The following is a 26,227-nucleotide window of genomic DNA, read 5'->3' as shown; positions in this document are numbered from 1 at the left end:
AAATAGTAAAAATATAGATTTAGTAGTTTTTTGTACAATAAATTTTTTTTGAGTTGTGAGTTAAAGCTTAATACTTATATTGGATAGAGTATACGAAATATTAATACTTTATATCTATTGATTTAGTATGCAAATGTAAATCAACTGTTTTTATAAAAACAAATCAACCTCAAATATTCTTTAAATTATCTAACTAAATCTCACAAAAAGTCCAAATAAGCCCCATTTTCATGGACGAAATACCACGGAAGGCCCAACTCTTTGGCTTGTTTACGGAGGTTTTCCAACGCGTAAAATTTATTGGAATTATCAAAAATGAGCTTTTGATTACCAAAAATGCGAAGAAGTTCTTCTACTTTTCGAAAAGCAGTATTTCGAATCACAACGTAATCTACCACGGGAGGTATCGTTGTCTGCACCGATTTTTCAACCAGCAAAATGCTTTTTCCCTGCCAAACGATGAGCTTGCCAAAGGGTAAATCTTTAACAAAACGGGATGGTTTTACAAATGAAACCAAGGGCTGTTGTAGAATGGAGCGAACGTTTCGCTCGTCGTAAAAATTCTTGAGGTAAAAGTTGAATGGTTGTTGGTTTGGTTGAAAAAAAGCAGAATCTGCAAGCAGCAAAGCCTCTTTCCCATTCATCAAACTAACGACTGATTGACGGGAAACGGAATGCACGACCACCAACTTTTGTTGATTAAAATACGCCATCTCCTTCAGTTGCAAAATACACAGCAACGCGCTTAAGGCCAGTGCATATCCTCCCCAACGAACTTCTCGGTAATATACCAATGCCACCAACATGGCCATGATTCCGTACACCAAGCCCAGTTCGACTGCCGACAAAGACAAACCTTCAAGGGTAGAAAAGGGCAACAAATCGGTCCAAATCACGATTTCATTTAATAACCACGTAATTCCAGTCAGCCCCCAACCCAGAAGAATGGATAAATAAGGCACCCACGAAACTAGAAGCGCGACCATCGCAACTGGCAACATAGCCGTGGCCAAAAGCGCCACAAAAGGATTGGCCAACAAAAAATACGTCGGAAATTGATGAAAATAATAAACGGCAATCGGAAAGGTTATGAATTGGGCGGCGAGAGCTACGGTGGTCATTTCCCATAATTTATCGACCAACCATGTTTTTGGGGTAAAATACTGATACAAAACAGGTTGAAGAAAAATAATCCCCCCCAGCGCCGCGTATGAAAGCTGAAAACTTACGGAAAACAAAAGTAACGGATCAATGGCTAACAGAATGAGGGCTGAGCCAAAGAGGGCATTTGCCCCATTTTCTTTCCGCTTCAAAGGGCTTGCCAACAAGAAAATCGTAAACATCAGCGCCGAGCGAATCACGGGGGCCGACAGGCCCGTAAGCACGGCATAAAACCACATGGTAATGAGCGTAATGCCCAACGAGAGCCACCGCCCGTAGCGGCGTTTCTCCAATCGTTTGAGCATAAAAGTCAAAATAGAAATAAAAATGGCGATGTGAAAACCCGATACCGACAGCACATGCACAGCCCCAGCGGCCGAATACGACTGAATCAGTTCGCTGTCCATCTCATCACGAAGTCCCAAAATCATTGCTTTCGCAACAGCATATTCACGGTCGGGAACAACGAGCCGCCGCAATGCCGCATCGCTCCACTCACTTACGGCAAAAGCCCAGCTTTTATACCATACACCCTGATAGTCCGACGTAAATAAAAAGTCAGTGGCTTTCAGGTAGTGTTGATGATAAATTTGTTTTTGGCCCAGAAATTTTTGGTAATCAAACTGGGCAGGGTTTTGCGGAGACTCCACCCTCCGAGGCTGGCCCCTCACCAACAAAACTTGCCCATAGCGTGGTTTTTCCGCCATTTTATCAAGGTAAATCAGGACCTTACCTAGCATTGGATGCCAGCCATTTTCTCCTTTGCCCCGCCGTAATTCCACCTCAACTTTGTAGGTTTTGGCGCGGGTTTCGGGTGGTGAAAGCACCACCGCTACGTAAGCCGTCAGTTGTGACCAATCTTGTTCCACAACAGCCTGCGGCGTTCGCAACCAACCCAATCCAGCAAAGAGTACTATCATCAGTGTTCCTGACGAATAACGGTTGCCACGCGAAAAAAGAACCAAGAAAAAAAAGGCAATAAAGACAACGGCAACACCGCCCATGATTGGCCCGTTGATAACAGGCAACCAATGTTCGGGAAGCGCCTTATGCAGAAGGATTCCACAACAGAAGGCGATACAACAACGTAGCAGAACATTCATCGCGTAATGACCAAGCGTTTACTAACTGTCTCTTTTTCAGTCTTAACCCGTACAATATAAACCCCAGGGGAAATATTTGTAGTTGGAAACGTAACCAACCAACTTGGATAATCAGTGAATTTTTGATTGCCTACCAGTTGTCCCGTTATGCTGTACAATTCAACCTCAAAATCCGTAAATTCAGTGACGTTGATTTGAATATTTACTTGGTCAGAGGCAGGATTCGGGAACACTTTCACGTCAAACGTGTCTCCAAAAGGCACTTTTGAACACCAGTATTTGACCAGCCGCGCCCGACGCGGTGCTTTTTCAATCACTGCCATCATTCGTTCACTCTGGTTAACGGTAAAGATGTTCATGCAAGAGTCAGGCGAATAATCCATGTAATTTTCGGTCATGTTGCGGGTACGAACACCCGAACAGGTTGAAAACAACGGCCCGCAGTTCGTGGATTGATTGCCCGACTGAGCGGGGGGAGTATCGGCGCAATAATCATCTCCGCAATCGCTGTCTCCCCATGTATGAATCAATCCCAGCCAATGCCCTACTTCGTGGGTGGTGGTACGGCCAAGGCTGTACAGTTTACTCGTTACTGCCCCGCCCGAACCAAACACTTTGTAGTCAATAAAAACCCCGTCTGTTTTTTCCAATAGCTCATTGGCACTGTCTAGACCTTTTACGCCAGTAGCCGATGGAAACTGCCCGATTCCCAGGTAATTATTCCCAAATCGGCTGACCCAAATATTGAGATAGCGGTCGGTGGGCCAACTTACAATATCGGCAAGCGTTTGGTCGTCGGTAAAGATGTCGAAAGTGCTTTTAGCGCTGTAATAATGACGCGTAATTCCGTTGGTCGGATTGCCGTCGGGGTCTTCATTGGCCAAATAAAATTCAATCCCCGTATTAGCTCCCACGGGGTTGGTATTAAAGCCACGCGTTCCAGACTTTCGTTGGTAGTCCTCGTTTAGGGTTCTGATTTGAGCCAAAATTTGATCGTCCGAGATGTTGCCATTATCGCGCCCACCAATCGTCATGGCGGCATTATTATGGACCACATGCACTACGACCGGGATACGCACTTGGGCGCAAAGTGCCGCTTGCCGAGCCCTGCGGTCGGTGGTAGCATTTTTTAAATAAGACTGAATGGAATCTTCGAGCATTGTGCGTTTTAGGCGCCAATAAGGGTAGCGCTTCGCAATGGCTGAATCATATTGAACGGCAGCACAGCGCTGCGCGAAAGAAGCAAGGTGTAAAAAATTCAGAAGTAAAAAAACACGGAGAAAACAGTTGGCAGTGAGCCGTCTTTTTATCCGACTACTCACTGCCAACTGCTCACTACTCTTTCTCTTTCTTTTCATATGCATCCAAAATGTCTTTGACGAGGCGGTGGCGCACTACATCACGTCCATCAAGCTCGACAAAGGCAATCCCCTTTACATCTTTCAGGGTTTCAAGCGCATCTTTCAAACCGGACTTTTGATTTTTCGGTAAATCTATCTGAGTTTTATCGCCCGTGATAATCACTTTTGAACTAGGCCCCATCCGCGTCAAAAACATCTTCATCTGCGAAGGGGTCGTATTTTGAGCTTCATCGAGCAGGATAAAAGCGTTATTTAGAGTTCGCCCGCGCATGTACGCGAGGGGGGCAATTTCGACAATTCGGTTTTCAAGGTAAAACTTCAATTTTTCACCCAAAATCATATCGTCAAGCGCGTCATAGATAGGGCGCAAGTACGGATCAATTTTCTCTTCTAGGTTGCCCGGCAAAAACCCTAAATTTTCTCCCGCCTCCACGGCCGGCCGGGTAATAATGAGTTTTTTTACTTTTTTTTCTTTCAACGCCTGCACCGCGATAGCTACTGCGGTGTAGGTTTTACCAGTTCCTGCGGGCCCGATGGCGAACAGTAAATCGCTCTCAGCCGCTTTTTCCACCATCAACCGTTGATTGGCGGTTCTGGCCTTCACTACCACTCCTTTGGTACCGTACAAAATCACGTCTTTTTCGTCTTCCAATACGTGCGGCGGCGCAACGGAACCTCCATTGGCGGTCAGGTAATGACGTACATTTTCGTTGGTGATTTTGCCGTATCTCTGGTAATGTTGAAGAAGGGATTCCAGAATATCGCTGATGCGGAGAATCTCGGGCTGAGTGCCCATTACACGTATTTCGTTGCCGCGTGAAATGATTTTACTCATTGGAAAAGCGGCAGCAACTTCTTTGATGTGGTTGTTTTCTACGCCGAGAAAGTCAACTAGTGACACATCTTCCAAGGAAATTATTTTTTCTACCAAACGATGTAAGTGGTTTAATAATGATTGATTACGTTTTGTTTATCTAAAACGTTGCGTTGTTGGTTTTAGCTTGGTGAAAAATACGTTTTTGTTTTCAGAATTACAACTTTTTAAGCGATTTTTCCGAGAAGATTCCACTGTAAACTTTGATTATGAAAGGGTTGAATAAATTATGCAACAGTTAGAATTCATCATAAATGCTTTTTTTTATTGGAACAATAAACTACAAAATCTAGCGCATAAAACCCGTGCGACAAGGGATATTGGTTGGCGCATCTCCCGATACTCTCCCACAAAAAATTCACAATCAAAGTAAATATCCATTTTTACCTTAAAAACCTTTTTTAGCCCTAAAAATTCCAAAAAATAAACAAATAGGGATATAAATACATAAATAATTAGCCCATTTGAAAAAATGGCACATTTATTGAGAGGCCTTGGTTTGAAGCTGAAATTAAAACAATCAAGGCAATGCAACACCTACTATCTAACCCAAAAGCTTTAACTGTAAAGACATTTTTAAATCTACTTTCGTCTTTTGTGATGGCTTATTTCTTACTAAGTCCTGCTCTATCCCGAGCGCAAGCTCAAGATTGCGGACTAGGACCTAAGCTGAGCGGATGTGTCGGAGTAGACTGCCCACCCCTAACATTAGCCCCCGACGCCAACAATGACTTAATTCAGGATAGCAACCAAAGCGGCTACCCTATCAATACCACTTATCTTCCCCTTCCGTTCAATTGGCCAAACAATCAAGTCAGGGGCTACAGTCAAGTCTTTAACGTATTGGTTGGTGGTAATTTCAACGTAAAAGATGGAGGTCAGGGCGTACCCGCCGAAATCGAAGGCCGAGTGGCCATTAAAGGCAATCTAATCCTTGGCAACCCACTTATCCCTTACAATTCTTATTATGGAATTGGCACCTCGGGCGGAGGAACCTACGTGATAGCCTCCACCAATTTGCCCGCTTTATTGATTGGCGGAACCATCACAGGCTCGACCAATTCGTTTGGTGTGGGCGGAACAGGCATTGCAATGGGTGGCACGTATCAGAGCAATTTACCCAATTCCATTACCGTCACCGATAGCCTTGGGATGGGCGGAATAGGAATCAACATCGACAGTTGTTTGAACGATATTTCCACCAAAAGCCTCTATTGGGCTACCCTTACCCCAACGGGCACCCTGAGCGGTGATACATTGATTGGTAACAACAGCTCGTCGGTGCAGGTATTCAATGTATCAAGTTGGAAGAATTTTTTGTTTAAAAATATCCCAGCTGGGGCTTCTGTTGTGGTAAACGTGAGCGGCTCAACCCACACAAATGTCCAAATGCCTTTAATGAATGCAGTTACGCCAGCGGCAGGTTCACCTTCTTTATTTCGATTACTCTTTAATTTTCACCAAGCTACAAACGTTACGTTTATAGGTACTTTTTACGGTTCGGTCATTATTCCAAACGGAAACGCTACTTTAACAGGTGGCAATTTCGACGGCCGATTGGTAGTAGGTGGCAACCTTACCCACGAGGCATCTGGGGGTGAAGTACATAATTATCCTTTTGTGGGTGAATTTCCCTGCCCTCCTGCTTGCGTGAAAACGAGTTTTACATTTTCGGACCCCACCTGCGCACCCGACAAAAAATCATACAGCGTAACGTTTGACGTAGCCCAAAAAAACGGCACCATCAAAGTCAATGCGGGTACCCTAACGGGTAGCGGCAACGGCCCTTATACTGTGAGCAATATTCCTCCTACAGTAAGTTTGAAAATTACGGACAGCCTGACCTCAATCTGTAAGTTTGACACCACCATTTTAGCCCCTGCGGCCTGTAACTGTACCCCCGCTGCCCCAGTGGCCATCAGCCCAAATGTGTTTGCCTGTGTAGGAGATACAATCCCAACCTTAAAAGTAACGGTACTGAGCGGGGTAACAGCCGATTGGTACGCCAACGCCACGGGTGGCTCCGCAATAGCTACAGGAGTGGTAAATTATAAGCCTGTTGGCACCGCCAGTGTCACCGATACATTCTACGTAGAAGCACGCGGAACTACCCAAAATTGCGGCGGCATCAGTGTCCTGAGAACGCCGATTATCGTAACGGTACAGGATTGCGATAGCCTCATTGATTTAAAACTCAAAAAATCAATCAGTAAAAAACTCGTGCAAATCGGCGACACCCTTCAATATACGATTAAAGTATGGAATGAAAACACCAGTTTTGCCACGGGTGTAGAAGTCACCGACTCCCTCAGCGCGGGTGTACAATACCTAAGCAGCTCTACCCTGCGCCTATCTAACAATACAGCCGCTGGAAGCTATAACCCACTAACTTCGAAATGGTCCATCGGTGCTATCGGAATAAACGGAGATACAGTAGCCTTGACCATTAAAGTGAAAGTGGTGGCGCAGGGCGTGTGGTTCAATACCGCCGAAATCAGCAAGGCCAACGAAAAGGATGTAGACAGTACACCTTTCAATCAATCAGAATCGGAAGATGACCTAGACCGTCAATGTTTTAGCGTACCTATCAAACTTTGCGGGGGTGAAAAAGCCCTACTGACCATCCCTGACCAATTCACGGGCGTCCAGTGGTTCAAAACGGGTTCTACCACGGCTATCGCTCAGGGCAATCAGGTGTTATTGGAAGAAAGCGGAACCTATACATATACCTCAACTTCAGGCACTTGCCCAGCGGAGGGATGCTGCCCTATTATTATAGAGGCCAGTGCTAACTGCTGCATCGTTACGTGTGTTCCGTATACTGCAAAGAAAATAAGAAAGTAAAAACAAGCAAATATTTGTAAAAAAAGCCGCTCATTGGAAAGCGGCTTTTTTCGTATATAGACCTATGCCCAGCAGGTGTTCCCTAAATAACTGATAAAAATCAATTTATTGACAGTATCGTTTCGTAAATTTGCGTTCATTAAGGTATGTTTTTTTGAATTTTAATTTTGATTTTTTTCAGAAGCTATGTTGAAAAAGTCTTTACTGGTAAGCGTGGGAGTCGTTTACTTGCTGATGAGTGCCTGTAAGCCCAAATTACCTCCCGAAGAATACAACGCCAAAGCCGCTGACCCTGAACTCTATCATCAATCGGTCGAATTACTTACTGAAGTTATCATTCACGACATTTTCAAGCCTCCAGTAGCGAGTCGAATTTACGTGTATGCCAACCTTGCGGGCTATGAAGCAATGGTTCCTGGCTATCCTGCGTATGAATCATTGGGTGGAAAACTCAAAGATTTTGCCGCCCCGACCGCTCCGGATGCCGACAAGGAATATTGCTTTCCATTGGCCAGTACGCGGGCTTTTTTGAAAATAGCCCGTAACCTCACTTTTTCGGCCAGCTTTTTTGACGAATACGAAAAAGAATTTTACAAAAAATACGAGGACATGGGCGTGCCAAGCGAGGTCATCGAAAACTCCCTGGCCTACGGCGACAGCGTGGCCGCGCACGTGATGCGGTACTCCTCAAAAGATCATTATAAACAAACCCGGGGCATACGATTTACGGTGACCAACGAACCCGGCACTTGGGTTCCCACCCCACCTGCTTACGCGGATGCTTGCGAACCCGAATGGCATAAAATCAGAACAATAACCCTAGACTCCGCCACCCAGTTCATGCCCCCACGCCCGCCCATGTGGACCAAGGATAAAAACAGTGAATTTTGGCGCGAAACCCGTGAAGTATACGAAGTAGGTAAAAACCTTACCGATGAACAAAAACGGATTGCTTGGTTTTGGGATGACAATCCATTTGTGATGAATGTGGTAGGGCACGTGATGTTTGCCAATAAAAAAATGACCCCTGGAGGGCACTGGCTCGCCATTCATGAAACGGTTTCGAGAAAGACCAAAGCCTCTTTTGACAAAAGCGTTGAAGGATACGCCCTTGCGTCCATTGCGTTGATTGACGGGTTTATTGGTTGTTGGGAAGAAAAATACCGCACCAGAAAAGTACGGCCAGAAACGGTTATCAATACCGATATTGACCCCAAATGGCAACCTTTTCTGCAAACTCCGCCTTTTCCTGAATACACCAGTGGGCACAGTACTATCTCAGCCGCCGCTGCTGAAGTGTTGAGTTTTGTTCATGGAGATTCCATTGCTTTTACTGATTCTACAGAATTCAAACACGGACACGGGGTATTGTCCTTTAAATCGTTTAGAGATGCAGCAATGAGTGTTAATATCAGCCGACTTTACGGTGGAATTCACTACCGTTCGGGCTGTGATGAGGGTAACCGCTGCGGCGTTAAAATCGGCAAACACGTTTTGGCCGTGGCCCGTACCCGCAAAGAACAAAAAGTAATCTCGCAGGTGCAGTAGCAAAGTAGAGTTACTTTATTTTTGTTTTTCTATCTCTCTTCGCAGAACATGATTGTCATTAAAAATCTTAAAAAATCCTACGGCGGGCATTTGGTTATCCAAGTGCCCGACTTGGTTTTGACGGAAGGCATCCACTGGTTTAAAGGGGCAAATGGCTCAGGAAAAACCACTTTTTTTAGAACATTGGCGGGGATGTTGCCGTTTGAGGGCGAAATTACCCTCGGCGGAATGGACATACGCCGCGACCACACCGCCTACCGTCTCCGCATCAACTACGGCGAAGCCGAACCCGATTATCCTGAGTTTTTAACGGCCAACGACCTCATTCAATTCGTGGCAACCGCCAAACAGGCCAACGCGGAGCAAGTAGACCAACTCATTGACACCCTCGGAATTGAGCCGTTTTTATATCAACCTTCGGGAACTTACTCCAGCGGAATGTTAAAAAAAACGTCGTTGGCGTTGGCATTTTTGGGCAATCCTGAAGTAATTATTTTGGACGAACCGCTCATTACGATTGACGATTCTACGGTGTTGAAAGTATACGAACTTGTCCGCGATTACCACGCCAAGGGAGTCAGTTTTTTGTTATCATCCCATCAGGATTTTATGTTTGAAAAACTACCGATTCAAACTGTTTTTCGCGTTAAAAATCAATCAATTCAACCAGAATCAATTCTGACTCATCGGCCCTAAGTACGTTCGGGAAACACTGTGCGGGCGCGGAGCACCCCATAGCGCCCCCTTTTTTGGTTTTACATTTTTTGGTTTTACATTTTTCGGTTTTACATTTTTCGGTTTTACATTTTTCGGTTCCCAATCCCCATTCATCCCTTGCTTTCACTTTGGAATACCCTCTATAAAACCCTCGTACGGGAATATTACCGCCAAAACACAGGCTTTTTGTTTTTGAGCCTGATGTTTGGGTTTGGTATTCTTCGCCCCGAAGACCACATTGCCCTGTCGGCCTACGTGTTTGCCTCCCCTTTTTTGTTATTGCTGGTTTTTGGACTTTGGGCGTTGTACCACCTTAAAACGCTCTTTTTCGTGCGGCAACGTTTCCTGTGGGACTCCCACTCGTTTCTGTTTGAATTGGTATTGATTCCCAAACCAATCCGTTGGCTTTTACTCTGGGGCATCCAAATGATGCTTTGGCTGCCAGTGTTGGCATACGCCACCTTTGTGGGTTTTTATGGCTGGAAACTGGGCCAACCCGAAGCCGTCATTATTACGGCCGGCTATTTACTAATTTTGCCACTTACGGGCGTATGGGCGTACGAATACCGACTGTTTCGACCCAATCCCGACACCCGTCTCAATCAACTTTCTGTTTTCTTCAATCGCCGATTTACGAAGCCCTATTGGTCGTATTTTGTGCTGTATTTATTCAACAAAGCACCCATTTTACTGTTTTTGACCAAAGCTTTTACCTGCATCATAGTTGTGGGAGTTTGTAAAATCTACCCCACCGACACCTACGATGAGCGTCTGTTTTCGCTCGCTGGAGCTGCCATTGGCATGGTGCAAGTAGTGTTACTGCTGCATTTATATGAATTTGAACATGTCCAGCTACCCATGCTCCGCAACCTTCCCTTTACATTGGCGCAGCGATTTTACAAGTACAGCGGTCTATTTGCATTACTTATGCTACCCGAAACACTTTTTTTGTTTCGTTACCTGCCCAAAGGAATAAGTTTAGGCTATATAGTTGAATGGTTTGGGCTACTAATCAGCTTATTATGGCTAATTTTCGGGCGTTTTTTACAGAAACACCATACCATGGAGCATTTACTGAAGCTTGGTATCTATACATTCATTGCGCTCTACTTTGTGGTTATGTTTCGAGTACCCATTTTTGTAATTGTCGCCTTATGCCTTGGAGCTGGGATATTCCTGTTTCATCGGCATTATTATCGCTCCGAATACTTGATTGATTCCAAGGCACTGGAGCATCGTCCAGAAGATTAGCCATTACTCCTCTTGTTTTCGGGTTTTTCGAAACTGAATGGCTCGGCTCGTAATGCCCAAACGATTGGCCGCCTGAGCCACACGCCCTTTCTCGCGGCGCAATGTCAATTCAATCGCCGTTTGGGTGGTCAAATCTCTCAATTCCCGCAAGTTCAACCCACGTTCTAATATCTTCTGAATGGCATTTTGATACTCATCGTTTGAAGAAGGTAACGATTCGACCGAAATCTGACGCTCAGGGCGGTCAAGACTCGGAATATCGGCCAATGTAATGGGGCTTTTGCCTACATGTTGATTGGCAATCCGCTGAATTAATTGCTGTAATTCACGCACATTGCCTTGGTAAGAGCGGCAGGTCAAATAAGCCATAAGTGAAGCATCAATAGACGGCAGGTCTCTTTTTTGGAAAGATTTTTCAAAAAAACGCTGCGCTAAAAGCGGTATATCTTCGCGTCGTTCTTCCAAAGATGGCACTTTACAAACCCAAGACGATAGGCGATAATACAAATCCAACCGAAATCTTCCATTGCGAACCTCTTGGTCCAGCAGTCGATTGGTGGCACCTACTAACCGGAATACTGTTTTTTTCCAAAAATTATCTCCGATGGGTTTGTACATACCTTCCTGAATCACACGCAATAACTCCGCCTGTAAGCGTAGCGGTAATTCGCCGATTTCATCCAAAAAAAGGGTGCCATTATTGGCCAATGAAAAAGCACCTTCGCGGGCGTTGACTGCTCCTGTAAAAGCCCCTTTTTCGTGCCCAAAAAACTCACTTCCAGATAATTCTGGCGAAATCGTAGTACAATCTACCAGCACAATATTTCCTTTGGGACGGCGTGGGTCAAAATGATGTACCAATCGGGAAAGCATTTCTTTGCCCGTGCCACTTTCTCCGATAATTAACACCGAAGACTCTGAATACGTCGCAATTTCGATCATTTCACGAAGGGTATTTTTCCAAATAGCAGACTCTCCAATGAGGTTTTCTTTTACAAAATCAGTTTGTATCAATCCCTCAATCGTGTGCCAACGATTAAGCTGCTCTTCAATAACCTGATGAATCAGCGGAGTATGTTCAAAATCATACACTTTCGATGCTCCCGCAAACAGCAACTCCCAGATTACTTCCGAGCGGTACATCTCGTTGTCAAAAATTACCACAATCGTTCGCTCATGCCGCTGAAACGCTTCTTCCAATAAAACACAGACGGCGTCGGAGGTATCAGTAGTATCCAGCAAAATCAATCCGGGAGCAGAGGCCACAAAATGGTCTTTAACACACGCCTTGATAGTAGCGAGTGATTTCAATAACGCGTCACGCGAACGTTGAGAATGGCGCGTGAAATCCTTATACCAAATCGTTGGGTATTTCATAATTCTGCGCGGTAAAAAATAATACGGGGTGACGAAAATACTAAAAATGCTTTCGAGAACAAGCAAAAGACCTGACTACTTACTAAACGGTAAATCGCCATAAATAGGGTGCGAAAAAATGTTCGCATAGTCGCTAAAAAAAAGCGAACAACACTTCGCGTCTATTTCATAAAACAACCAAAAAGAGCGTTTTGGCCCACTGGCACGGCATTGGTAATCAGGAAGATCGAAACAATTCAATTCACTTTAACTTTTTTCAATCATGCACAACATTGATCGTACCGTCGGCGAAACAGGGTTTGAATTTGGCAATGAATTCGGACAAGAGTCTTTCGAATTTGGCAACGAAACCTTTGAATTTGGCAATGAAACCTTTGAGTTTGGCAACGAGATGTCAGGCGAAATGCACGAAGCACTGGAAATGGAATTGGCCACTGAGTTGCTCTCGGTCAGCAACGAAGCAGAGTTGGAACAATTTCTGGGTGGGCTGTTCAAAAAAGTAGCGAGCGGAGTCAGCAACTTTGCAAAATCGTCGGCAGGCAAAGCCTTGGGAGGAATGCTCAAAAGTGTCGCCAAAAAAGCCCTTCCCATCGCAGGTGCGGCCTTGGGCAATTTGGTAGCGCCCGGTGTAGGAGGAGCAATTGGCGGAAAATTGGCAGGAATGGCTGGCAAAGCATTTGGGCTCGAATTGGAAGGATTAAGCCCCGAAGACCGCGAATTTGAAGTTGCCCGGGCATATGTGCGTTTTGCTTCCGACGCCGCTCGCCGTACCGCCCGCTCGCCTCAGCTTTCGTATCAGCCCCAACAGGCCGCTCGTACCGCCATGATTGAATCTGCCCGTCGGTATGCACCAGGTCTGATGAGTGCTCCCACTTCGTACGGCAGCAACGCTTACCCCAGCAATACTCCCACTGGGGGCGGACGCAGCGGGCGCTGGGTACGTCGGGGAAGTAGCATTATCATTTACGGCATCTAAAAACCCCTCCGACATGATTCGGGACTATCTCAAAAACGAAGCCCTTTCGATGCTCACCCGGCTGGGGCAGTTGCAACCTTTTTCATTGAGTACACCCATGGTAAGCGCGGCTGGTCCTTCCAACGAAGCACTGAGGGCCATCACCAACCATTTGGTAAGTGCTAAAACGGAGCTCCGGCAAAAGGTACAAACCTATCTGGCACAACTGCGGGGAGAAGCTGACGAGACCTTTGGCAATGCCGCCGAAGCGCAGGCAGCGTATGCAGTACTAAAGCTTCGTTTTAATAATATACTCGACCAGTTGGATATTTTTGCCGATGTCCTCACCCAACGTTCTGAACACCAAACAGGCGTCTGGATTGCGGGTTTAGATGTGGTAGCAACCGATGCGCTGGCGCCGCAAGATGGGTTATATGAGATTCCTCCAGTGATGTGTTTTTTGGAACGGGGGCACGGAGCGGCCATTCGACGCGCCCGTACCCGCCTACCGGGGGGTGATTATAATCCAGTAGCTATCATCCAAGTGCCACGGGAGCGAATGATTGGTAGCGGAATTGCCTCTTCATTGATTCATGAAGTGGGTCATCAGGGCGCTGCGTTGCTGAATCTGGTAGAAACGTTACGAAAAGAGCTCAAAAATAAAATCGCCCAAGCTCCTCCCTCCCAACACATTGCTTGGACTCTGTACGAACGATGGATTTCGGAGATTGTGGCTGACTTTTGGGCCACGGGCCATTTGGGCATTACCGCCACACAGGGCTTGATGAATGTCGTGAGTTTGCCAAAGTACTTCATGTTTCGTATCAAACTCGACGACCCGCACCCTTTTCCGTGGATTCGTGTCAAGCTGAGTCTGTCGGCAGGCGCTTTGCTCTATCCCGACCCGCAATGGCAACGATTTGAATACCTCTGGCAACAGCTTTATCCTTTGGAAGATTTGGAAGAAGATAAACGGGGCATCATCAGGGACCTGGAACAGGTCATGCCTGAATTCACCGAGCTGTTGACCAACCACCACTCCAAATACTTGACAAACAAGGCATTAAAGGATATTTTTCCGTACAAATACCGTCAGCCTGAACGATTAAGGGAGCTCTATTCAACCGTGGCCAGTCAACCAGCAACCGATGACAGTGACCTTTCTCCTTCCCTGACGTTTGCGGTTATTGGGCAGGCCCGGGCCGATGGGCGCGTCAATGCCACCACCGAAAGCTATCTTCTTTCCCGATACCTCAACCGTTGGGCCTTGGGAAGAGCCGAAAGCCGAGGAAAATTGAATTAATTCCTATTTAAAACAATTAAAATCATGGAAAATAAAACACCTTTCAAAATCATACTATCTACTCCCACCCCTCCAGACTCGAATACTAATTACTGGCAACTGAAGTTTCAGGTCTTAGCCTCCGACGGGACGCCCATCCTGCTCGACGCCCTCAATGACTATAGCTGGAATTTTATTATCAGAAAAGACGGGGATGTGTTAGTAGATAAGGATGTGTTAGTAGATAAGGGAATTCAGCATTTATTGGCCACCGATAGTTCTTCCATTGAGCTGTTTGTCAAACCTACGATGACCTTGTCTGAATTGAAGGAAATAACTGAAAAATACGGAGTTGGAACATATGAGGTATTACTTGAGGGCATTGACAAAGACAAAAAGACCTTACATTGTGAGCCAGCAACCATTAAATTAACACTTCCCAAAGGCAATGCGCCTAACTTACTAAGCGTAAACAGTGATTTAAAGAGCACCAAAGAGGATGTAAGACGCATTGAGTGGGACGTCCAAGAAATCAAAGTGAAAGTAGATGGGCTAGGTGCCAAGTTTGACCAAAACTTTGAAAAATTGGGCAGTAAAATCGAAGAGTGCCTGAAAGAAAAATGTCCCCCAGGGCTAGAGGCCCCCGAAGAGGTTACGTCTCTTGCTTTCGAATTGTGCGATTCGGTCATTGACGAAAACACCAATCAACCGCTGATGGGTTTCTTGACGGTCCATATCAACGGAGAGCCCGTCACAGATATGGAAAGAATCAAAAAGCACAACATTGTTTTTAAAGTGACGCAGTGCGGAAAGATTGACCTCCAGCATGATATTGCGCTTGATACCCTGCTTAGGGAGCAGCAATATCAGTTATTGAGCAATACCCAGAAACCCGAAAAGCTACTTTGGTCACTTCCCAATGAGGAGTTTAAAAACCTCTTTCAAAAATTCGGTAAACTTGGCGGTATCAAATTTGTACCATCCGTTCCAGAATATGACGCAAAAGGAAAGTCGAGTAATACATACCGGCATTATGCACCCCAAGAACTCATTTTCGGCGGTGCGGATACTGGAATGCGGAAAGGTCTGGAAAACGTAAAAGAAGCACTCAATCGTGGCTCGAAAGTATTTTTGCAACGAGCCAATACGGAAGACAATGAACATTCGACCCAACAATTATGGGACGCTCTCAAGGCCCGAGTACCTGACTTTCGGCTCTTTGACAGCCTGATGGATGGAATTCTGGGGGGACAAAGCACTGGTCAGGTTCCGCCCATTGCACTTCGTCCGTCTTCGACCCGTCTGGCTGATTTGCGAAAAACTGGACAAAATTCAAGAATCGCCAATCAGGTTACAAACCGCAATGAACAGCTTCATCCGTTGCCATTTACCAATATCAATGCGTATCGACTGCTCAAATCAGCCGCACAGGCTTACTTATGGGCAACCAACAACGTCTATACGGGCACCATTGATTCTTACATCAACAGTTATCCAAGTTCTAACGCTGACGACGGCGACTACACGCCTTACCTACAAAATATTCTGAGTCGTCTGGATGAATGGCGAGATGATTTGTTGGTAAGCCATCCGTTGGCCCCGAATGTATTTGGCATCAATTATTTACCAGGCATTGAGCTTATCTGGAGCTACTGGGTAGAGCAGGGAATGTTGGTCCAAACCATGAACGCCATCAGTTTGAGGTTTCAGAACATTACCACCAACCAAGGCACCGATCCTTTGTCTCAACTCGATATTGACCCACTACGACCGCTGGCCAACTTGTTTTGGGGGTATATTCAGGACGAACAACACACCCTGACCATCAAACGCCGCGCCTATGAATACGACCATACCTACGGATTGTCGTTGCAGGGACGGGCGGTGCCTACATTCAAATCAGTCGATAGTCGTTCAAAATTTCTGGAAGCTTTTCATAATTTACTACACGGCGCGTCAATCTATTTCAAAGAATCTGACGACACAACCCGCATTGCCGATGCGTTCTCAATCTTAAACAACCTGCGAGAAGTGCATTTACTATTGGCAGAAGGAAACCACAATGCCTACGGAAACCTGACTTGGACGGCCCGTCAGGAGATGATGCTCCAACAGTATTTGCTGGCTCGGCCAGAAATGAGGGAGTTTTTGGGCGGTCGTATCATGGTGCCTTATCGTGAAGGGTGGATGGACCGCGTAGACCGCATGAAGCAAATTCAGAACTGGGGCAGTACGAGTATTACCCATTATTACGATTTGGCGCAGTACGGCGAAATCATTCTGCTTTCGATTCGGGTGCATGACTGGTCTAACGAAGAAAGTACCATCGTAGCTGGTAGTTGGGCAACCAACTTCCGCGACAATATTCAGCGCTACATTCACTCCTACCGGACCGTTACGGGAGTAGACCTTTCGGCCGATGCTCAGCAATCCGAAGCTAGTTATATGCAGCCGTCGGTGTTGATTCAACGTCGTTTGATGACCGAAAAAAACGGTCCACAACGCAACAGTCGTATCGTAGGCCCCAGCCAGTCGACACGTTTTTAAGCAAGCTTTCACGTTTCTCTCTGAATCCTTTTTTTACAAAAAATAGATTCAGAGAGAACTCAAAACGTTTTTCAGCATCATGCAATTCTTTGACGAAAACGAACCTTTTGATTATGATGGGTCAGAGGAAGAACCTGTAACGCAGGACGACTGGCACAGCCTGACCACGTTATTGGACAATGCGGATGATTTCCGTCCCTTCGATCTTAACGATAGTTGGGATACTCCGCCAGAGCGGTCATCGGCGGTCATCCGCATCATTTTTCGGCGACGGCTACCCTCATCGGTATTCCAACATTTCAGCGAAGACCCACCGACCATCTATCGTAGGACAAACACTGGAACACCCACCGCTCCGTACTTGTACACCGATGAATCGAGAAACGGCCTTGTCTTTTTGCCCGAACCCGATGCCCGCGCGATGAACATGGTCACGTGGCAGCCCACTTCATCCACCACGCACGTACACCCTGAAAGCCAAGCCATTGAATGGCTAAAACGACAGCGACAGGTAAACCCGTTATTTGCCGATAATATTCAGAGAGTCCGAATGCTGATTCAGGATCAACCCTGCAAAAGCTGCCTCAACGGCCTTAAATCATCCATGGGCCAGGCGCTTCCCGCCAATGCCAATGTCCGGATTCGTTGGATAAAACCGCGTAATCGCTTTGCTTCTTTTCGGGAAAGACGCTATCAGCCTAAGGTAAACCGTTGGCCGACACGCTGATCCGAGTCAATCACCTTTTAATTCATTTACAACCATGCGATTTTTACCTGAAATACCGGCACGCCCACAGTACGGAACGATTCTTTTCAGCACTTGGGAAGTGCTCCTAAAAACCGTACCACCGAATGTAAAAAAACCAGTATTCATCGAACTGCGACGCCGTTCTAAACGATAAAAACTATGCAGCCTTATCACATCCCTCCCTCTCAAGCATCCCCTTCAATCAATGCTGAATTGGAAGCCGAATTTGAAACTTGGCGCGAAAGTCTCTCTGCTTTTTGGAGACGCAATAAAGCCAAAGCGCAAAAATTAGGTGCCGTAGCAGGTATTCTTGCGCGGCTGGCACCAGGCACCCCGTCGGATACAAAGCCACCTGTACAGCATACCGCCGCCGCCGACTGGCAGCAAGTTCAGGACAAACGACGAAAGGACGGTACCGAGCAAACAACCAAAAAAGACACTCCCGCAGGCGGCAAAGAGCTTGAAAATACCCTTTTGGGGGAAATTCTTACCGAAAGTTACACCAAAAATACACTAAATCCAGACTATGAAATGGCGGTATTGGTCAATGAGCTAAGCGGAATATACGACCGATTGAAAGAACTCCGCGGGGTTCAGTCGATATTGGCGGAAGTATTGTTGGAAGCGATGGAATTGGAAACCTATGAGCAAAACAAAACCAAAAAATGGTCGGACATCAAAACACAGGGCGCCAAAGCCGAAAACGCCATCAAGGCCAGCGCCCGATTTGACGCCCGAAAGCTCCATTTTGGCAACCCTTCCTCACTTCAACCCATTGGTATTGAAGTACATCACTGGATTCCTTTCAAATATGCCGATTTGTTTGACAACGTCACGTTGGAGCAGTTGAATAAACAAACCATTCCACTCTCCGCCACCACTCATGCAATCGTAGGGGCGGCGATTGACAAGGCAGTTGCGGGCAAAACGACCAAAGAGCAAAAGAAAGCCGCCATCATCAACGTGTTGAAAAGAATGGGGGAATTTAAAGGACAAAAAATTGTGCTCAGTCCGACTTACTTCGACTACAAAGAAGATCGAAATTTTTTACCCTCTTCTCGGGCAAGTAAAGGCGTAAAAATCGGGGTGCTTCGCAACATCCCCAACTTTAAGGCACACTTCGGACTATCGAAAGAACTGGAATTTGAAGCAGTAAATTTCTTTTAAATATGTACACGCGCGCGCTCAACGAATGGAAAGAATTTGTTCGAATTCCAAGCGTGAGTTCGGGTTCTGTTTACCGTTCTCATTTGTTTGATTGCGCCGATTGGCTGGCTAAGCATCTCCAAAAGATGGGAATGCAACGGGTACTACAACTAACCTCTGGGGTAGCGCCACCCGTCGTATATGCCGAAGAGATGATTGATACCGCCAAAGCTACCTTATTGATTTATGGGCATTATGATGTACAACCCGCCGACCCACTCAACGAATGGAAAACACCCCCTTTTGAGCCTACTGTTCGGGGGGACTATCTCTACGGGAGGGGCGTTTCTGACGACAAAGGTCAACTATTTCTTCACCTTAAAGCCGTGGAAAGCCTCATGGCTGAACATCGCCTTCCCATCAATATCAAGTGCTTATTTGAAGGTGAAGAAGAAATCGGAAGCACACATTTAAGCAATGTTTTACGCACACACAAAGCTTTGTTTAAAGCTGATTGCGCCGTGGTATCAGACATGCGTATGCTAGACCTGCACCAACCCGCCCTGACCTACGGCCTGCGGGGCAATATTCACGCCGAGTTGTTGGTAACACGGCAGGGTACAGATCTACATTCGGGAATATACGGTGGAATTGCGTCAAACCCAATTCACGGTTTAGCGCATATCATTGCAAAGTTACATACCACCAAAGGACAAATAGCATTACCCTGTTTTTATGATGACGTATTCAAAATCTCGACCGCAGAGCGTACATATATGAGAAAAAATGGCCCTTCAAATGCCCAATTAAGGCGGGAAATGCAGGGGCATGATGACATAGGCGAAGAAAACTTCACCGCCTACGAGCAACTTACCATCCGGCCTTCTCTCACCGTAACGGGGATTTCGGGGGGATACCAAGGAGAAGGCAGCAAGGGCGTGATTCCTCGGCAGGCCCGGGCAAAACTAAATTTCAGATTGGTTCCTCATCAGGATTCTAACCAAATAGCCCAATCTTTATCGCGGTATGTTGCTCAACAGTGCCCCTCTAGGCTGCGCGTGGAAGTCTCCGTTACGGCACAAAGCAACGCCTACCAAGTAAATCCCGACGAACGTGTTTTTCAGGCAGCTTCCTCCGCCTGTCAAAACGTATTCGGTCGCAAACCTGTATTGCTGCGCTCTGGAGGCAGCATTCCCATCGTCAGCACTTTGGCGGAGCAATTACGACTCCCCGTGGTCATGATGGGTTTTGCTTCTCCATTCGACAACCTGCACGCGCCTAACGAAAGATTTTATATTCCCAATTTCTTTCGTGGGGTAGAAACCTCCAAACAGTTTATCAAAAACCTTGAATTCATGCGCCATGCTTATCATTGATTGCCACTGCCACGCCGGAGAGGGCGACGGGCTCACGGGCCCTTGGGATACACGAGCTTCGTTGAAAAAATTCATGCAATGGTCGGCCGAAGCAGGAATTCAAAAAACGGTTTTGTTTGCCGCTTTTCACACCGATTATGCCAAGGCAAATGCCCAAACCGCCCAAATCGTCGGTCGCTATCCAGCGCGTTTTTATGGATTTGCGTTTGTTCATGCCGAGCGCGATCGGGGTAGGATCCATTCTATGGTGCAAACGGCCGTCGAAGAGTATGGCTTTTGCGGCATTAAGGTGCATCGCCACGACGCCCGCATCTCGCGTGAAATATGCACCGCCGCCCAGACATTCAACATTCCCGTTTTGTACGACCCCACTGGCGAAACTTCCACCATTGAACTCATCGCAACCGAGTACCAGGACGTCAACTTTATCATTCCTCATTTGAGTAGTTTTGCCGATGATTGGCGAGCACAGCTGGCTTTTCTGGACCTTTTGGCCCGGCACCCGAATGTGTACACCGACACATCTGGCGTACGACGTTTTGATTTGCTCGAAATGGCCTATCAACGAGCGGGCGCAAGCAAGATTTTATTCGGAACCGATGGGCCGTGGCTGCATCCTGCCGTTGAAATCGCAAAAATCTACGCGCTGAAAGCGCCACAAGAAGATCTTGCGCTCATGTTGGGAGAAAATTTTCTAAAATTAACATCTAAGGTTAAGACAAAACAATCCGCCTATTGAGGCACATGTTGGATGCTTCCTGCAAAAGCCCTATTTTCGCCCCCATAAACCAACATTGATAATGAAACGTACGATTGGAACAATTCTCACCAGCATGGGCATCATTTTTATTCTTTTTGCCTGCATTGCCTTCATGTCCGACAAAGCAGTCTTAGGATTCACGCTCACCAAATGGGAAACCCTCGTGCCGTTTATTGTCGGCGCATTGTTTTTGTTTGTGGGCGTAGGAATGCTGAACAAAGTAGCGGATTAGCCCCCCTGCACTTCACACTTTTACAGTTTTAAATTTTACAGTTTTTCGGTTTACAATTTTTCAGTTCCTAATCCCCCGACGCGGAGCATTCCGAAAACGAAATCCTTACTACAAAAAAGAGCGAGACAAATGCCTCGCTCCCGTCATAAAGTTGAATAAAGTCCCGAATTAAATTTTAATCATCTTCCCGCCAGCGGCTACGGATTTATAAATAGCTTCTACCACGCGAATGTCGCGCAGGCCTTCTTCACCAGGGGCAATCAGCGCAGTACCTTTCATGAGGGCTTCGACATCTTCGTCGAGTTGTCGGGCCTGCTGATTTTCGAGGGGGAAATTGATGGGCCCCAGTGGACTGCTTCCTTTGTTTCCGGTGTAGCTCGAAAATGGCTCCATTTTAAACCAACCTTTTTCGCAATTGGCTTGTAAATAATTCATATTGATACCAAAACTGGTGTGACAAGCCGCCAACGCACCGCTCGGGAACTCCAATTGGAACGTAGCCGTCTCTTCCACTTCTTTGTAAATATCGGGGCGTGTAGTATGAAACTGCGCCGTGACCGAAATCGGTTCTTCGCCCGTGGCCAAGCGCGCCCCCTGAAGGGCATACACGCCCATGTCGCCCATGACACCGCCACCGAGGGCTTTGTTTTGTTTCCAGTGCGTAGTGCGAGCGTCAAAATATCCCGCGCCGCAGGTCACCATGCGGACTTTTCCGAAGGTACTCTCTTTGGCAAATTTCTGAAACGCCTGCGTGTTGGGGTCATGCTGACAGCGGTACCCAATCGCCAATTTCACCTTGTTATCAGCACAAGCCTTAATCATGGCTTCGCAATCCGCCACGCTCGGGGCCATGGGTTTTTCGCAAAACACCTGCTTGCCCGCTTTGGCAGCCCGCACCACAAACTCGCGGTGCATACTGGGAGGCAACACCACATAGACAATGTCGATGTCGGGGTTGTTGGCGATTTGGTCGAAATTTTGGTAGTTATAAATATTTTTATCGGCGAGATTGTATTTCTTTTTCCAAGTTTCAGCTTTTGAAGGCGTTCCTGTCACAATACCTACCAACTGGCAATTCTTGGTCAATTGCAGCGCAGGGGCCAATAAATCGGTGCTGTAGTAGCCCAACCCTACCAATGCCACGCCCAATTTATCTTTTTTGGGGCGAGTGGCCGAAAACAACGTATTGGGAGATATAAGCGAAGCAGCACCGCCCAAAGCAGCCTGAATGAGAAAGTCGCGACGAGAGAACATAGACAAGATAATTAAGAGGGTTAAACGTTTAGTACTAAACCCGATAACCCTAAAAATCTACTCAAAAATCCCTAAAAATCAACCTCCAACCCTAGCAACCGCTGCAAGTCAAAGAGGGCTGGATTGCGCTCGGCGAGCACATTGAACTTCTCCTGTGGCGTGTAGGGGTTGCGCTTCCCATCACTTTGCGCAATTTGGTGAGAAAGCTGAATCTGACGATTTTGGAGCTTTCGGCGAAGATAACCCAATAAGGTCGGTTTGATTTCATTGAGCAGGGTTTCTTGATGCAGGTTGTCCAATACCAACTCAATGGTCATATTCTCGAAGAGAAAATCACGGTTAAGCATGATCTGCTCACTCACTGCGCCGCCGTTTTGCTCCCGCATTCGAGAAAATTCGGCCCAAACTTCTTTCAGCGCCTCCATTGTTACGGGAAGGTCTTTTTCGGGCAAGGCATCCAGCGCTACTTCGACGGGTTTGGAAACCTGCGTGGGTGCGGGAGTATCGGTAATGGATGTGCTTAAATTGACCGTTGAGCGCAGTTTCCCCAGCGGCAATCCTTTTCCATTTGGCGCATTTTGATAGGTAATAGTAGGCTCGGCAGTCGTGGGCAACGACGATGCGTTTGCATCTGTTCTATTTACAGGATTTCCCTGCGCATTTGGCGAAGAACCATTATTGTCGTTTTGGGCAGACGCAAGCGGTACGCCGCCCGGACCTGCCCCTACGTTAGGCTTTTTTTTTTCGTCGGCCGCGAGGGCTTCCAAATCCAGCACCTCGGTAAGCTTGGCCATTTTCATCAGGCACAGCTCTACGTGTAGCCGTTGTTGCTTAGACGCTTTGTAGTTAATATCGCACTGACCGCCCACACTCAGGGCCGACAGTAAGAAAGAAAGCGACGCCCGCGTTGATTGGTCAAGGTATTTATTCTTGGCGGTTTCGGATACTTCGAGCAACTGCACCGTGGCAGAGTCTTTGGATACCAACAGGTTACGAAAATGCTCCAACATTCCAATTACGAACAAATGCCCGTCAAAGCCTTTTTTCAGAACTTCATTAAATATCAAAAGTGTTTCCGAAAGGTTTCCCGCCAAAAGCGCATCCGTCAACCGGAAATAATAATCGTAATCAAGAATATGAAGATTTTCGAGAACCTCTTTGTAGCGCACCGTATTGTCGGTCGAAAAAGTCACGTTGAGGTCAAACATCGAAAGCGCATCGCGAAGTCCACCGTCGGCTTTTTGGGCAATAAGTTCGAGTGCTTCGCGCTCGGTTTTGATGCCCTCTTTCTTCGCAATTTGCTCAATATGGTCGGCGATGTCACGCGGTTGAATCCGGTTAAAATCGAAAATTTGACAACGTGACAGAATCGTCGGCAAAATCTTGTGTTTTTCCGTGGTTGCCAGAATAAAGATGGCGTAGCTGGGTGGCTCTTCGAGCGTCTTCAAAAACGCATTGAACGCCGCCGAAGACAGCATGTGAACCTCGTCAATGATGTAGATTTTATACTTACCCGTTTGGGGCGGATACCGTACCTGATCAATCAGATTTCGAATATCATCGACGGAGTTGTTGGAAGCGGCGTCCAATTCATGCACGTTGAAAGAGGCATTGTTTTGAAACGCCACGCATGATTCACACTCACCGCAGGGCTCAACATCTTCCGTAAGACTCTGGCAATTAATGGTTTTGGCTAAAATACGCGCATTGGTCGTTTTTCCTACCCCACGCGGGCCACAAAATAAAAAAGCCTGTGCAAGGTGATTGGTACGAATTGCATTTTTGAGGGTAGTGGTAATGTGCGACTGCCCGACCACCGTATCAAACGTAACGGGGCGATATTTCCGAGCCGATACTACAAAATTGTCTGCCATGGCCGCAAGTTAGCAAGTCAATGTCTGAATTCAAACAGAAAAAAAGGAGAACGTAAGTAATTGAAAAGTTATCAGGAAGTTAGCATTAAATCTTCTGCTCCGTTTTTACAACCGTCACGGTATCCCCTAACCGAATGGCCCCTTCCTGCACCACGCGCGCAGTGATGCCGCCGTGTCCGCGCATGGCGTTGTAACCGCCTGGCCCTAAGACTTCTTCCATACGGCTACAAGGATGACATAATCCCGTCATCTCAAGCACAGCGTCTCCAATCTGAATGCGATGGTCTTTGAGGGCCAACAGGTTGATTCCCTGCACTACGATATTGCGTCGTGTCAGCACGGGATTAATGATTCCCCGCCCTAAATATGACCCTACTGCCGCCAAATGTTCGGCCTGAATGAGCGTCACCTGACGTTTGCTATCGGCAGTACCTTTGTAGCGGTCGCCTTCCAATCCTGTACCAATACGGGCGTAGGTTTCTTCCACAATTTTGATCTCTTGTCGCGTAGCCGTACGTAGTCCAATCCAAATCACCTCTCCCGCCTGCGGAAAGTGACTCATCAGTTCTTTTAAAGGAGTAGGTTCATTAAACATGGTTAAAGTAGTTAGATAAATTACCTCTAATCGTACGAAAGAAAATCCTTGCAGCTGCTGATTAAATCAGGAAAAAACGCGCGAAAATACGGCTCATAGAGGGCTTCATTTTCAAACAGCTCCGCTCCGGCCCGCTCAATCCCTGCCAAAAATGGGTATCGTCGTGACATTCCACCAAACGACCGATTCATGCCTTCCAGAAACTGATAATTGTTCAACCAATCGTACTTAATCATCGAATCTACCAACCCCAAAGCTTCCTGCGGCAAGACCGAACGGTGTTTTTCCAACACCTCATATACGTACATCGTAAATTGTTTTAGGGACAAATGATGGTAATCCGCAAAGTGTTTTGCCAGAAAATAATCAAAATACATATCCGTAATCACGCCTTTGTACTTGCCAAAATAGTTGGGCAATTCCTGACGGCAGGCTTGACCCGACGGATGCGAATCAGTAAATGAATCAATCTGGCGGTGCAACAAAATGCCCTGCTTGATAGATGAATTGTATCGGTCATTGCGCGGGTGGTCAAGGCGGCCACGGGCAAAATCGCCCAGTAAATTGCCAATGATTAATGGTTCCTGCTCAAAAGACAAATAAAAATGGGCGAGGTAGTTCATTGGCGAGGTTCGATTACGAATGACCGATTGGATTTTGTCAGAAAAAGCGCAGAAAATATTATTTTAAATGGGCAATAGACAATTGACTTCCAACATTCTCTTTCGGGATGTACCGGTCTACTTCCACCCCAAACTTGCGCAAAAACTCTACCCCTTCATCAATACCGATGCCTTTGTATTCGGCGTAAGAATTTAGATAAATAACCCGCTTGATTTTCATTGTAAAAATCACCCGGGCACAGGCAATACAGGGCGAAAGTGTTACATACAGCGTGGTTCCTTCCAGATTTGCGCCATTTTTGACGGCATACAAAATGGCGTTTTGTTCCGCATGTAAGGCCAAAGAACAACTTCCTTTTGAATCTCGTGGACAACCGACGCTGGGAAATTCTTCATCACAATTGTGGGTTCCCGACGGAGGGCCATTATAACCGATTGAAATAATCCGCGTATCTTTGGTGAGGACAGACCCTACCTGTGCTTTGATGCAATGCGATCGCCGCGCCAGATTTTGGGCCAATTCCATAAATATATCGTCAAAAGCAGGACGCATTTTCTTGAACAGTAAGTTTAAAAGTGCCGTGTATTCGTTGTAATTC

At 46.5% G+C, this 26,227-nt stretch carries 22 protein-coding genes; 13 read left to right on the top strand and 9 right to left on the bottom strand.

Features of this window, described 5'->3' with window-relative positions; translation table 11 throughout:
* Positions 1 to 200: 200 nt before the first annotated feature.
* The 3 genes from DVG78_RS00525 to DVG78_RS00515 are packed head-to-tail and all read right to left on the bottom strand — an operon-like array spanning position 201 to position 4,556.
* On the bottom strand, positions 201 to 2,264 hold the full coding sequence (locus tag DVG78_RS00525; protein ID WP_114459131.1) for a ComEC/Rec2 family competence protein: 2,064 nt from the start codon (positions 2,262 to 2,264) through the stop codon (positions 201 to 203).
* The gene (locus tag DVG78_RS00520; RefSeq protein ID WP_158549938.1) at positions 2,261 to 3,622 is read right to left on the bottom strand and encodes a T9SS type A sorting domain-containing protein; all 1,362 of its coding nucleotides are present in this window, start codon (positions 3,620 to 3,622) and stop codon (positions 2,261 to 2,263) included. Before DVG78_RS00520 ends, DVG78_RS00525 begins: the two co-directional genes overlap by 4 nt.
* Positions 3,600 to 4,556: a PhoH family protein gene (locus DVG78_RS00515; RefSeq protein WP_114459129.1), complete on the bottom strand. Its 957-nt coding sequence runs from the start codon at positions 4,554 to 4,556 to the stop codon at positions 3,600 to 3,602. The genes DVG78_RS00520 and DVG78_RS00515 overlap by 23 nt, the downstream gene beginning before the upstream one ends.
* A gap of 471 nt (positions 4,557 to 5,027) precedes the next feature.
* On the opposite strand from DVG78_RS00515, the gene DVG78_RS00510 reads away from it, so the two are divergent.
* The 4 genes from DVG78_RS00510 to DVG78_RS00495 all read left to right on the top strand — a co-directional run bounded on the left by DVG78_RS00510 (position 5,028) and on the right by DVG78_RS00495 (position 10,859).
* Positions 5,028 to 7,343, top strand: coding sequence for a choice-of-anchor A family protein (locus tag DVG78_RS00510; protein ID WP_114459128.1), 2,316 nt, complete (start codon positions 5,028 to 5,030; stop codon positions 7,341 to 7,343).
* Positions 7,344 to 7,532: 189 nt separating this feature from the next.
* Positions 7,533 to 8,891, top strand: a complete 1,359-nt coding sequence (locus tag DVG78_RS00505; RefSeq protein ID WP_374755707.1) for a vanadium-dependent haloperoxidase — start codon at positions 7,533 to 7,535, stop codon at positions 8,889 to 8,891.
* A gap of 48 nt (positions 8,892 to 8,939) precedes the next feature.
* Positions 8,940 to 9,587 carry an ABC transporter ATP-binding protein gene (locus tag DVG78_RS00500; protein WP_114459126.1) on the top strand — a complete coding sequence of 216 codons (648 nt, stop codon included), beginning with the start codon at positions 8,940 to 8,942 and terminating at the stop codon, positions 9,585 to 9,587.
* Positions 9,588 to 9,725: 138 nt separating this feature from the next.
* Positions 9,726 to 10,859: a hypothetical protein gene (locus tag DVG78_RS00495; RefSeq protein WP_114459125.1), complete on the top strand. Its 1,134-nt coding sequence runs from the start codon at positions 9,726 to 9,728 to the stop codon at positions 10,857 to 10,859.
* Between the two features lie 3 nt (positions 10,860 to 10,862).
* Here DVG78_RS00495 and DVG78_RS00490 read toward each other — a convergent pair whose 3' ends face one another.
* On the bottom strand, positions 10,863 to 12,236 hold the full coding sequence (locus tag DVG78_RS00490) for a sigma 54-interacting transcriptional regulator (RefSeq protein ID WP_114459124.1): 1,374 nt from the start codon (positions 12,234 to 12,236) through the stop codon (positions 10,863 to 10,865).
* 262 nt (positions 12,237 to 12,498) lie between these two features.
* Between DVG78_RS00490 and DVG78_RS00485 the strand changes: the two genes are divergently transcribed.
* The 9 genes from DVG78_RS00485 to DVG78_RS00450 all read left to right on the top strand — a co-directional run bounded on the left by DVG78_RS00485 (position 12,499) and on the right by DVG78_RS00450 (position 21,282).
* Positions 12,499 to 13,212: a hypothetical protein gene (locus tag DVG78_RS00485; RefSeq protein WP_114459123.1), complete on the top strand. Its 714-nt coding sequence runs from the start codon at positions 12,499 to 12,501 to the stop codon at positions 13,210 to 13,212.
* A 13-nt stretch (positions 13,213 to 13,225) separates the two neighbouring features.
* Positions 13,226 to 14,494, top strand: a complete 1,269-nt coding sequence (locus DVG78_RS00480; RefSeq protein ID WP_114459122.1) for a hypothetical protein — start codon at positions 13,226 to 13,228, stop codon at positions 14,492 to 14,494.
* A 24-nt stretch (positions 14,495 to 14,518) separates the two neighbouring features.
* Positions 14,519 to 17,020 carry a hypothetical protein gene (locus DVG78_RS00475; protein ID WP_114459121.1) on the top strand — a complete coding sequence of 834 codons (2,502 nt, stop codon included), beginning with the start codon at positions 14,519 to 14,521 and terminating at the stop codon, positions 17,018 to 17,020.
* 79 nt (positions 17,021 to 17,099) lie between these two features.
* Positions 17,100 to 17,747 carry a hypothetical protein gene (locus DVG78_RS00470; RefSeq protein WP_114459120.1) on the top strand — a complete coding sequence of 216 codons (648 nt, stop codon included), beginning with the start codon at positions 17,100 to 17,102 and terminating at the stop codon, positions 17,745 to 17,747.
* Between the two features lie 34 nt (positions 17,748 to 17,781).
* The gene (locus DVG78_RS29970) at positions 17,782 to 17,922 is read left to right on the top strand and encodes a hypothetical protein (RefSeq protein WP_158549937.1); all 141 of its coding nucleotides are present in this window, start codon (positions 17,782 to 17,784) and stop codon (positions 17,920 to 17,922) included.
* A gap of 5 nt (positions 17,923 to 17,927) precedes the next feature.
* Entirely contained in the window at positions 17,928 to 18,935 is a 1,008-nt protein-coding gene (locus DVG78_RS00465) for a hypothetical protein (RefSeq protein ID WP_114459119.1), read from the top strand.
* A gap of 2 nt (positions 18,936 to 18,937) precedes the next feature.
* Positions 18,938 to 20,290, top strand: a complete 1,353-nt coding sequence (locus DVG78_RS00460; RefSeq protein WP_114459118.1) for a dipeptidase — start codon at positions 18,938 to 18,940, stop codon at positions 20,288 to 20,290.
* Positions 20,277 to 21,029 (top strand): amidohydrolase family protein, encoded by a 753-nt coding sequence (locus DVG78_RS00455; RefSeq protein ID WP_114459117.1) that lies wholly within the window; start codon positions 20,277 to 20,279, stop codon positions 21,027 to 21,029. Before DVG78_RS00460 ends, DVG78_RS00455 begins: the two co-directional genes overlap by 14 nt.
* 61 nt (positions 21,030 to 21,090) lie before the next feature.
* Positions 21,091 to 21,282: a hypothetical protein gene (locus DVG78_RS00450; protein ID WP_114459116.1), complete on the top strand. Its 192-nt coding sequence runs from the start codon at positions 21,091 to 21,093 to the stop codon at positions 21,280 to 21,282.
* Positions 21,283 to 21,450: 168 nt separating this feature from the next.
* On the opposite strand, the gene DVG78_RS00445 is transcribed toward DVG78_RS00450, so the two are convergent.
* The 5 genes from DVG78_RS00445 to DVG78_RS00425 all read right to left on the bottom strand — a co-directional run bounded on the left by DVG78_RS00445 (position 21,451) and on the right by DVG78_RS00425 (position 26,181).
* The gene (locus DVG78_RS00445; protein ID WP_114459115.1) at positions 21,451 to 22,536 is read right to left on the bottom strand and encodes a Gfo/Idh/MocA family protein; all 1,086 of its coding nucleotides are present in this window, start codon (positions 22,534 to 22,536) and stop codon (positions 21,451 to 21,453) included.
* Positions 22,537 to 22,607: 71 nt separating this feature from the next.
* Positions 22,608 to 24,410, bottom strand: a complete 1,803-nt coding sequence (locus DVG78_RS00440) for a DNA polymerase III subunit gamma/tau (RefSeq protein ID WP_114459114.1) — start codon at positions 24,408 to 24,410, stop codon at positions 22,608 to 22,610.
* Between the two features lie 85 nt (positions 24,411 to 24,495).
* Complete coding sequence (locus DVG78_RS00435) at positions 24,496 to 25,005, bottom strand: MOSC domain-containing protein (RefSeq protein WP_114459113.1); 510 nt, start codon at positions 25,003 to 25,005, stop codon at positions 24,496 to 24,498.
* Positions 25,006 to 25,031: 26 nt separating this feature from the next.
* On the bottom strand, positions 25,032 to 25,628 hold the full coding sequence (locus DVG78_RS00430; RefSeq protein WP_114459112.1) for an acyl carrier protein phosphodiesterase: 597 nt from the start codon (positions 25,626 to 25,628) through the stop codon (positions 25,032 to 25,034).
* A 58-nt stretch (positions 25,629 to 25,686) separates the two neighbouring features.
* Entirely contained in the window at positions 25,687 to 26,181 is a 495-nt protein-coding gene (locus tag DVG78_RS00425; protein ID WP_114459111.1) for a deoxycytidylate deaminase, read from the bottom strand.
* Positions 26,182 to 26,227 lie beyond the last annotated feature (46 nt).

Origin of the sequence: Runella aurantiaca, assembly GCF_003339505.1 — a bacterium.
Lineage (GTDB): Bacteria > Bacteroidota > Bacteroidia > Cytophagales > Spirosomataceae > Runella > Runella aurantiaca.
The sequence above is the reverse complement of the archived record's forward strand: the minus strand, read 5'-3'. Positions and strand labels throughout refer to the sequence as shown.

What these genes read in the sequence shown, in the direction of transcription:
- DVG78_RS00440 (WP_114459114.1), bottom strand. Translation starts at nt 24,410, where the DNA reads ATGGCAGACAATTTTGTAGTATCGGCTCGGAAATATCGCCCCGTTACG.
- DVG78_RS00435 (WP_114459113.1), bottom strand. Translation starts at nt 25,005, where the DNA reads ATGTTTAATGAACCTACTCCTTTAAAAGAACTGATGAGTCACTTTCCG.
- DVG78_RS00460 (WP_114459118.1), top strand. Translation starts at nt 18,938, where the DNA reads ATGTACACGCGCGCGCTCAACGAATGGAAAGAATTTGTTCGAATTCCA.
- DVG78_RS00425 (WP_114459111.1), bottom strand. Translation starts at nt 26,181, where the DNA reads ATGCGTCCTGCTTTTGACGATATATTTATGGAATTGGCCCAAAATCTG.
- DVG78_RS00490 (WP_114459124.1), bottom strand. Translation starts at nt 12,236, where the DNA reads ATGAAATACCCAACGATTTGGTATAAGGATTTCACGCGCCATTCTCAA.
- DVG78_RS00445 (WP_114459115.1), bottom strand. Translation starts at nt 22,536, where the DNA reads ATGTTCTCTCGTCGCGACTTTCTCATTCAGGCTGCTTTGGGCGGTGCT.
- DVG78_RS00480 (WP_114459122.1), top strand. Translation starts at nt 13,226, where the DNA reads ATGATTCGGGACTATCTCAAAAACGAAGCCCTTTCGATGCTCACCCGG.
- DVG78_RS00525 (WP_114459131.1), bottom strand. Translation starts at nt 2,264, where the DNA reads ATGAATGTTCTGCTACGTTGTTGTATCGCCTTCTGTTGTGGAATCCTT.
- DVG78_RS00465 (WP_114459119.1), top strand. Translation starts at nt 17,928, where the DNA reads ATGCAGCCTTATCACATCCCTCCCTCTCAAGCATCCCCTTCAATCAAT.
- DVG78_RS00485 (WP_114459123.1), top strand. Translation starts at nt 12,499, where the DNA reads ATGCACAACATTGATCGTACCGTCGGCGAAACAGGGTTTGAATTTGGC.
- DVG78_RS00520 (WP_158549938.1), bottom strand. Translation starts at nt 3,622, where the DNA reads ATGAAAAGAAAGAGAAAGAGTAGTGAGCAGTTGGCAGTGAGTAGTCGG.
- DVG78_RS00455 (WP_114459117.1), top strand. Translation starts at nt 20,277, where the DNA reads ATGCTTATCATTGATTGCCACTGCCACGCCGGAGAGGGCGACGGGCTC.
- DVG78_RS00450 (WP_114459116.1), top strand. Translation starts at nt 21,091, where the DNA reads ATGAAACGTACGATTGGAACAATTCTCACCAGCATGGGCATCATTTTT.
- DVG78_RS00475 (WP_114459121.1), top strand. Translation starts at nt 14,519, where the DNA reads ATGGAAAATAAAACACCTTTCAAAATCATACTATCTACTCCCACCCCT.
- DVG78_RS00470 (WP_114459120.1), top strand. Translation starts at nt 17,100, where the DNA reads ATGCAATTCTTTGACGAAAACGAACCTTTTGATTATGATGGGTCAGAG.
- DVG78_RS00430 (WP_114459112.1), bottom strand. Translation starts at nt 25,628, where the DNA reads ATGAACTACCTCGCCCATTTTTATTTGTCTTTTGAGCAGGAACCATTA.
- DVG78_RS00500 (WP_114459126.1), top strand. Translation starts at nt 8,940, where the DNA reads ATGATTGTCATTAAAAATCTTAAAAAATCCTACGGCGGGCATTTGGTT.
- DVG78_RS29970 (WP_158549937.1), top strand. Translation starts at nt 17,782, where the DNA reads ATGCGATTTTTACCTGAAATACCGGCACGCCCACAGTACGGAACGATT.
- DVG78_RS00510 (WP_114459128.1), top strand. Translation starts at nt 5,028, where the DNA reads ATGCAACACCTACTATCTAACCCAAAAGCTTTAACTGTAAAGACATTT.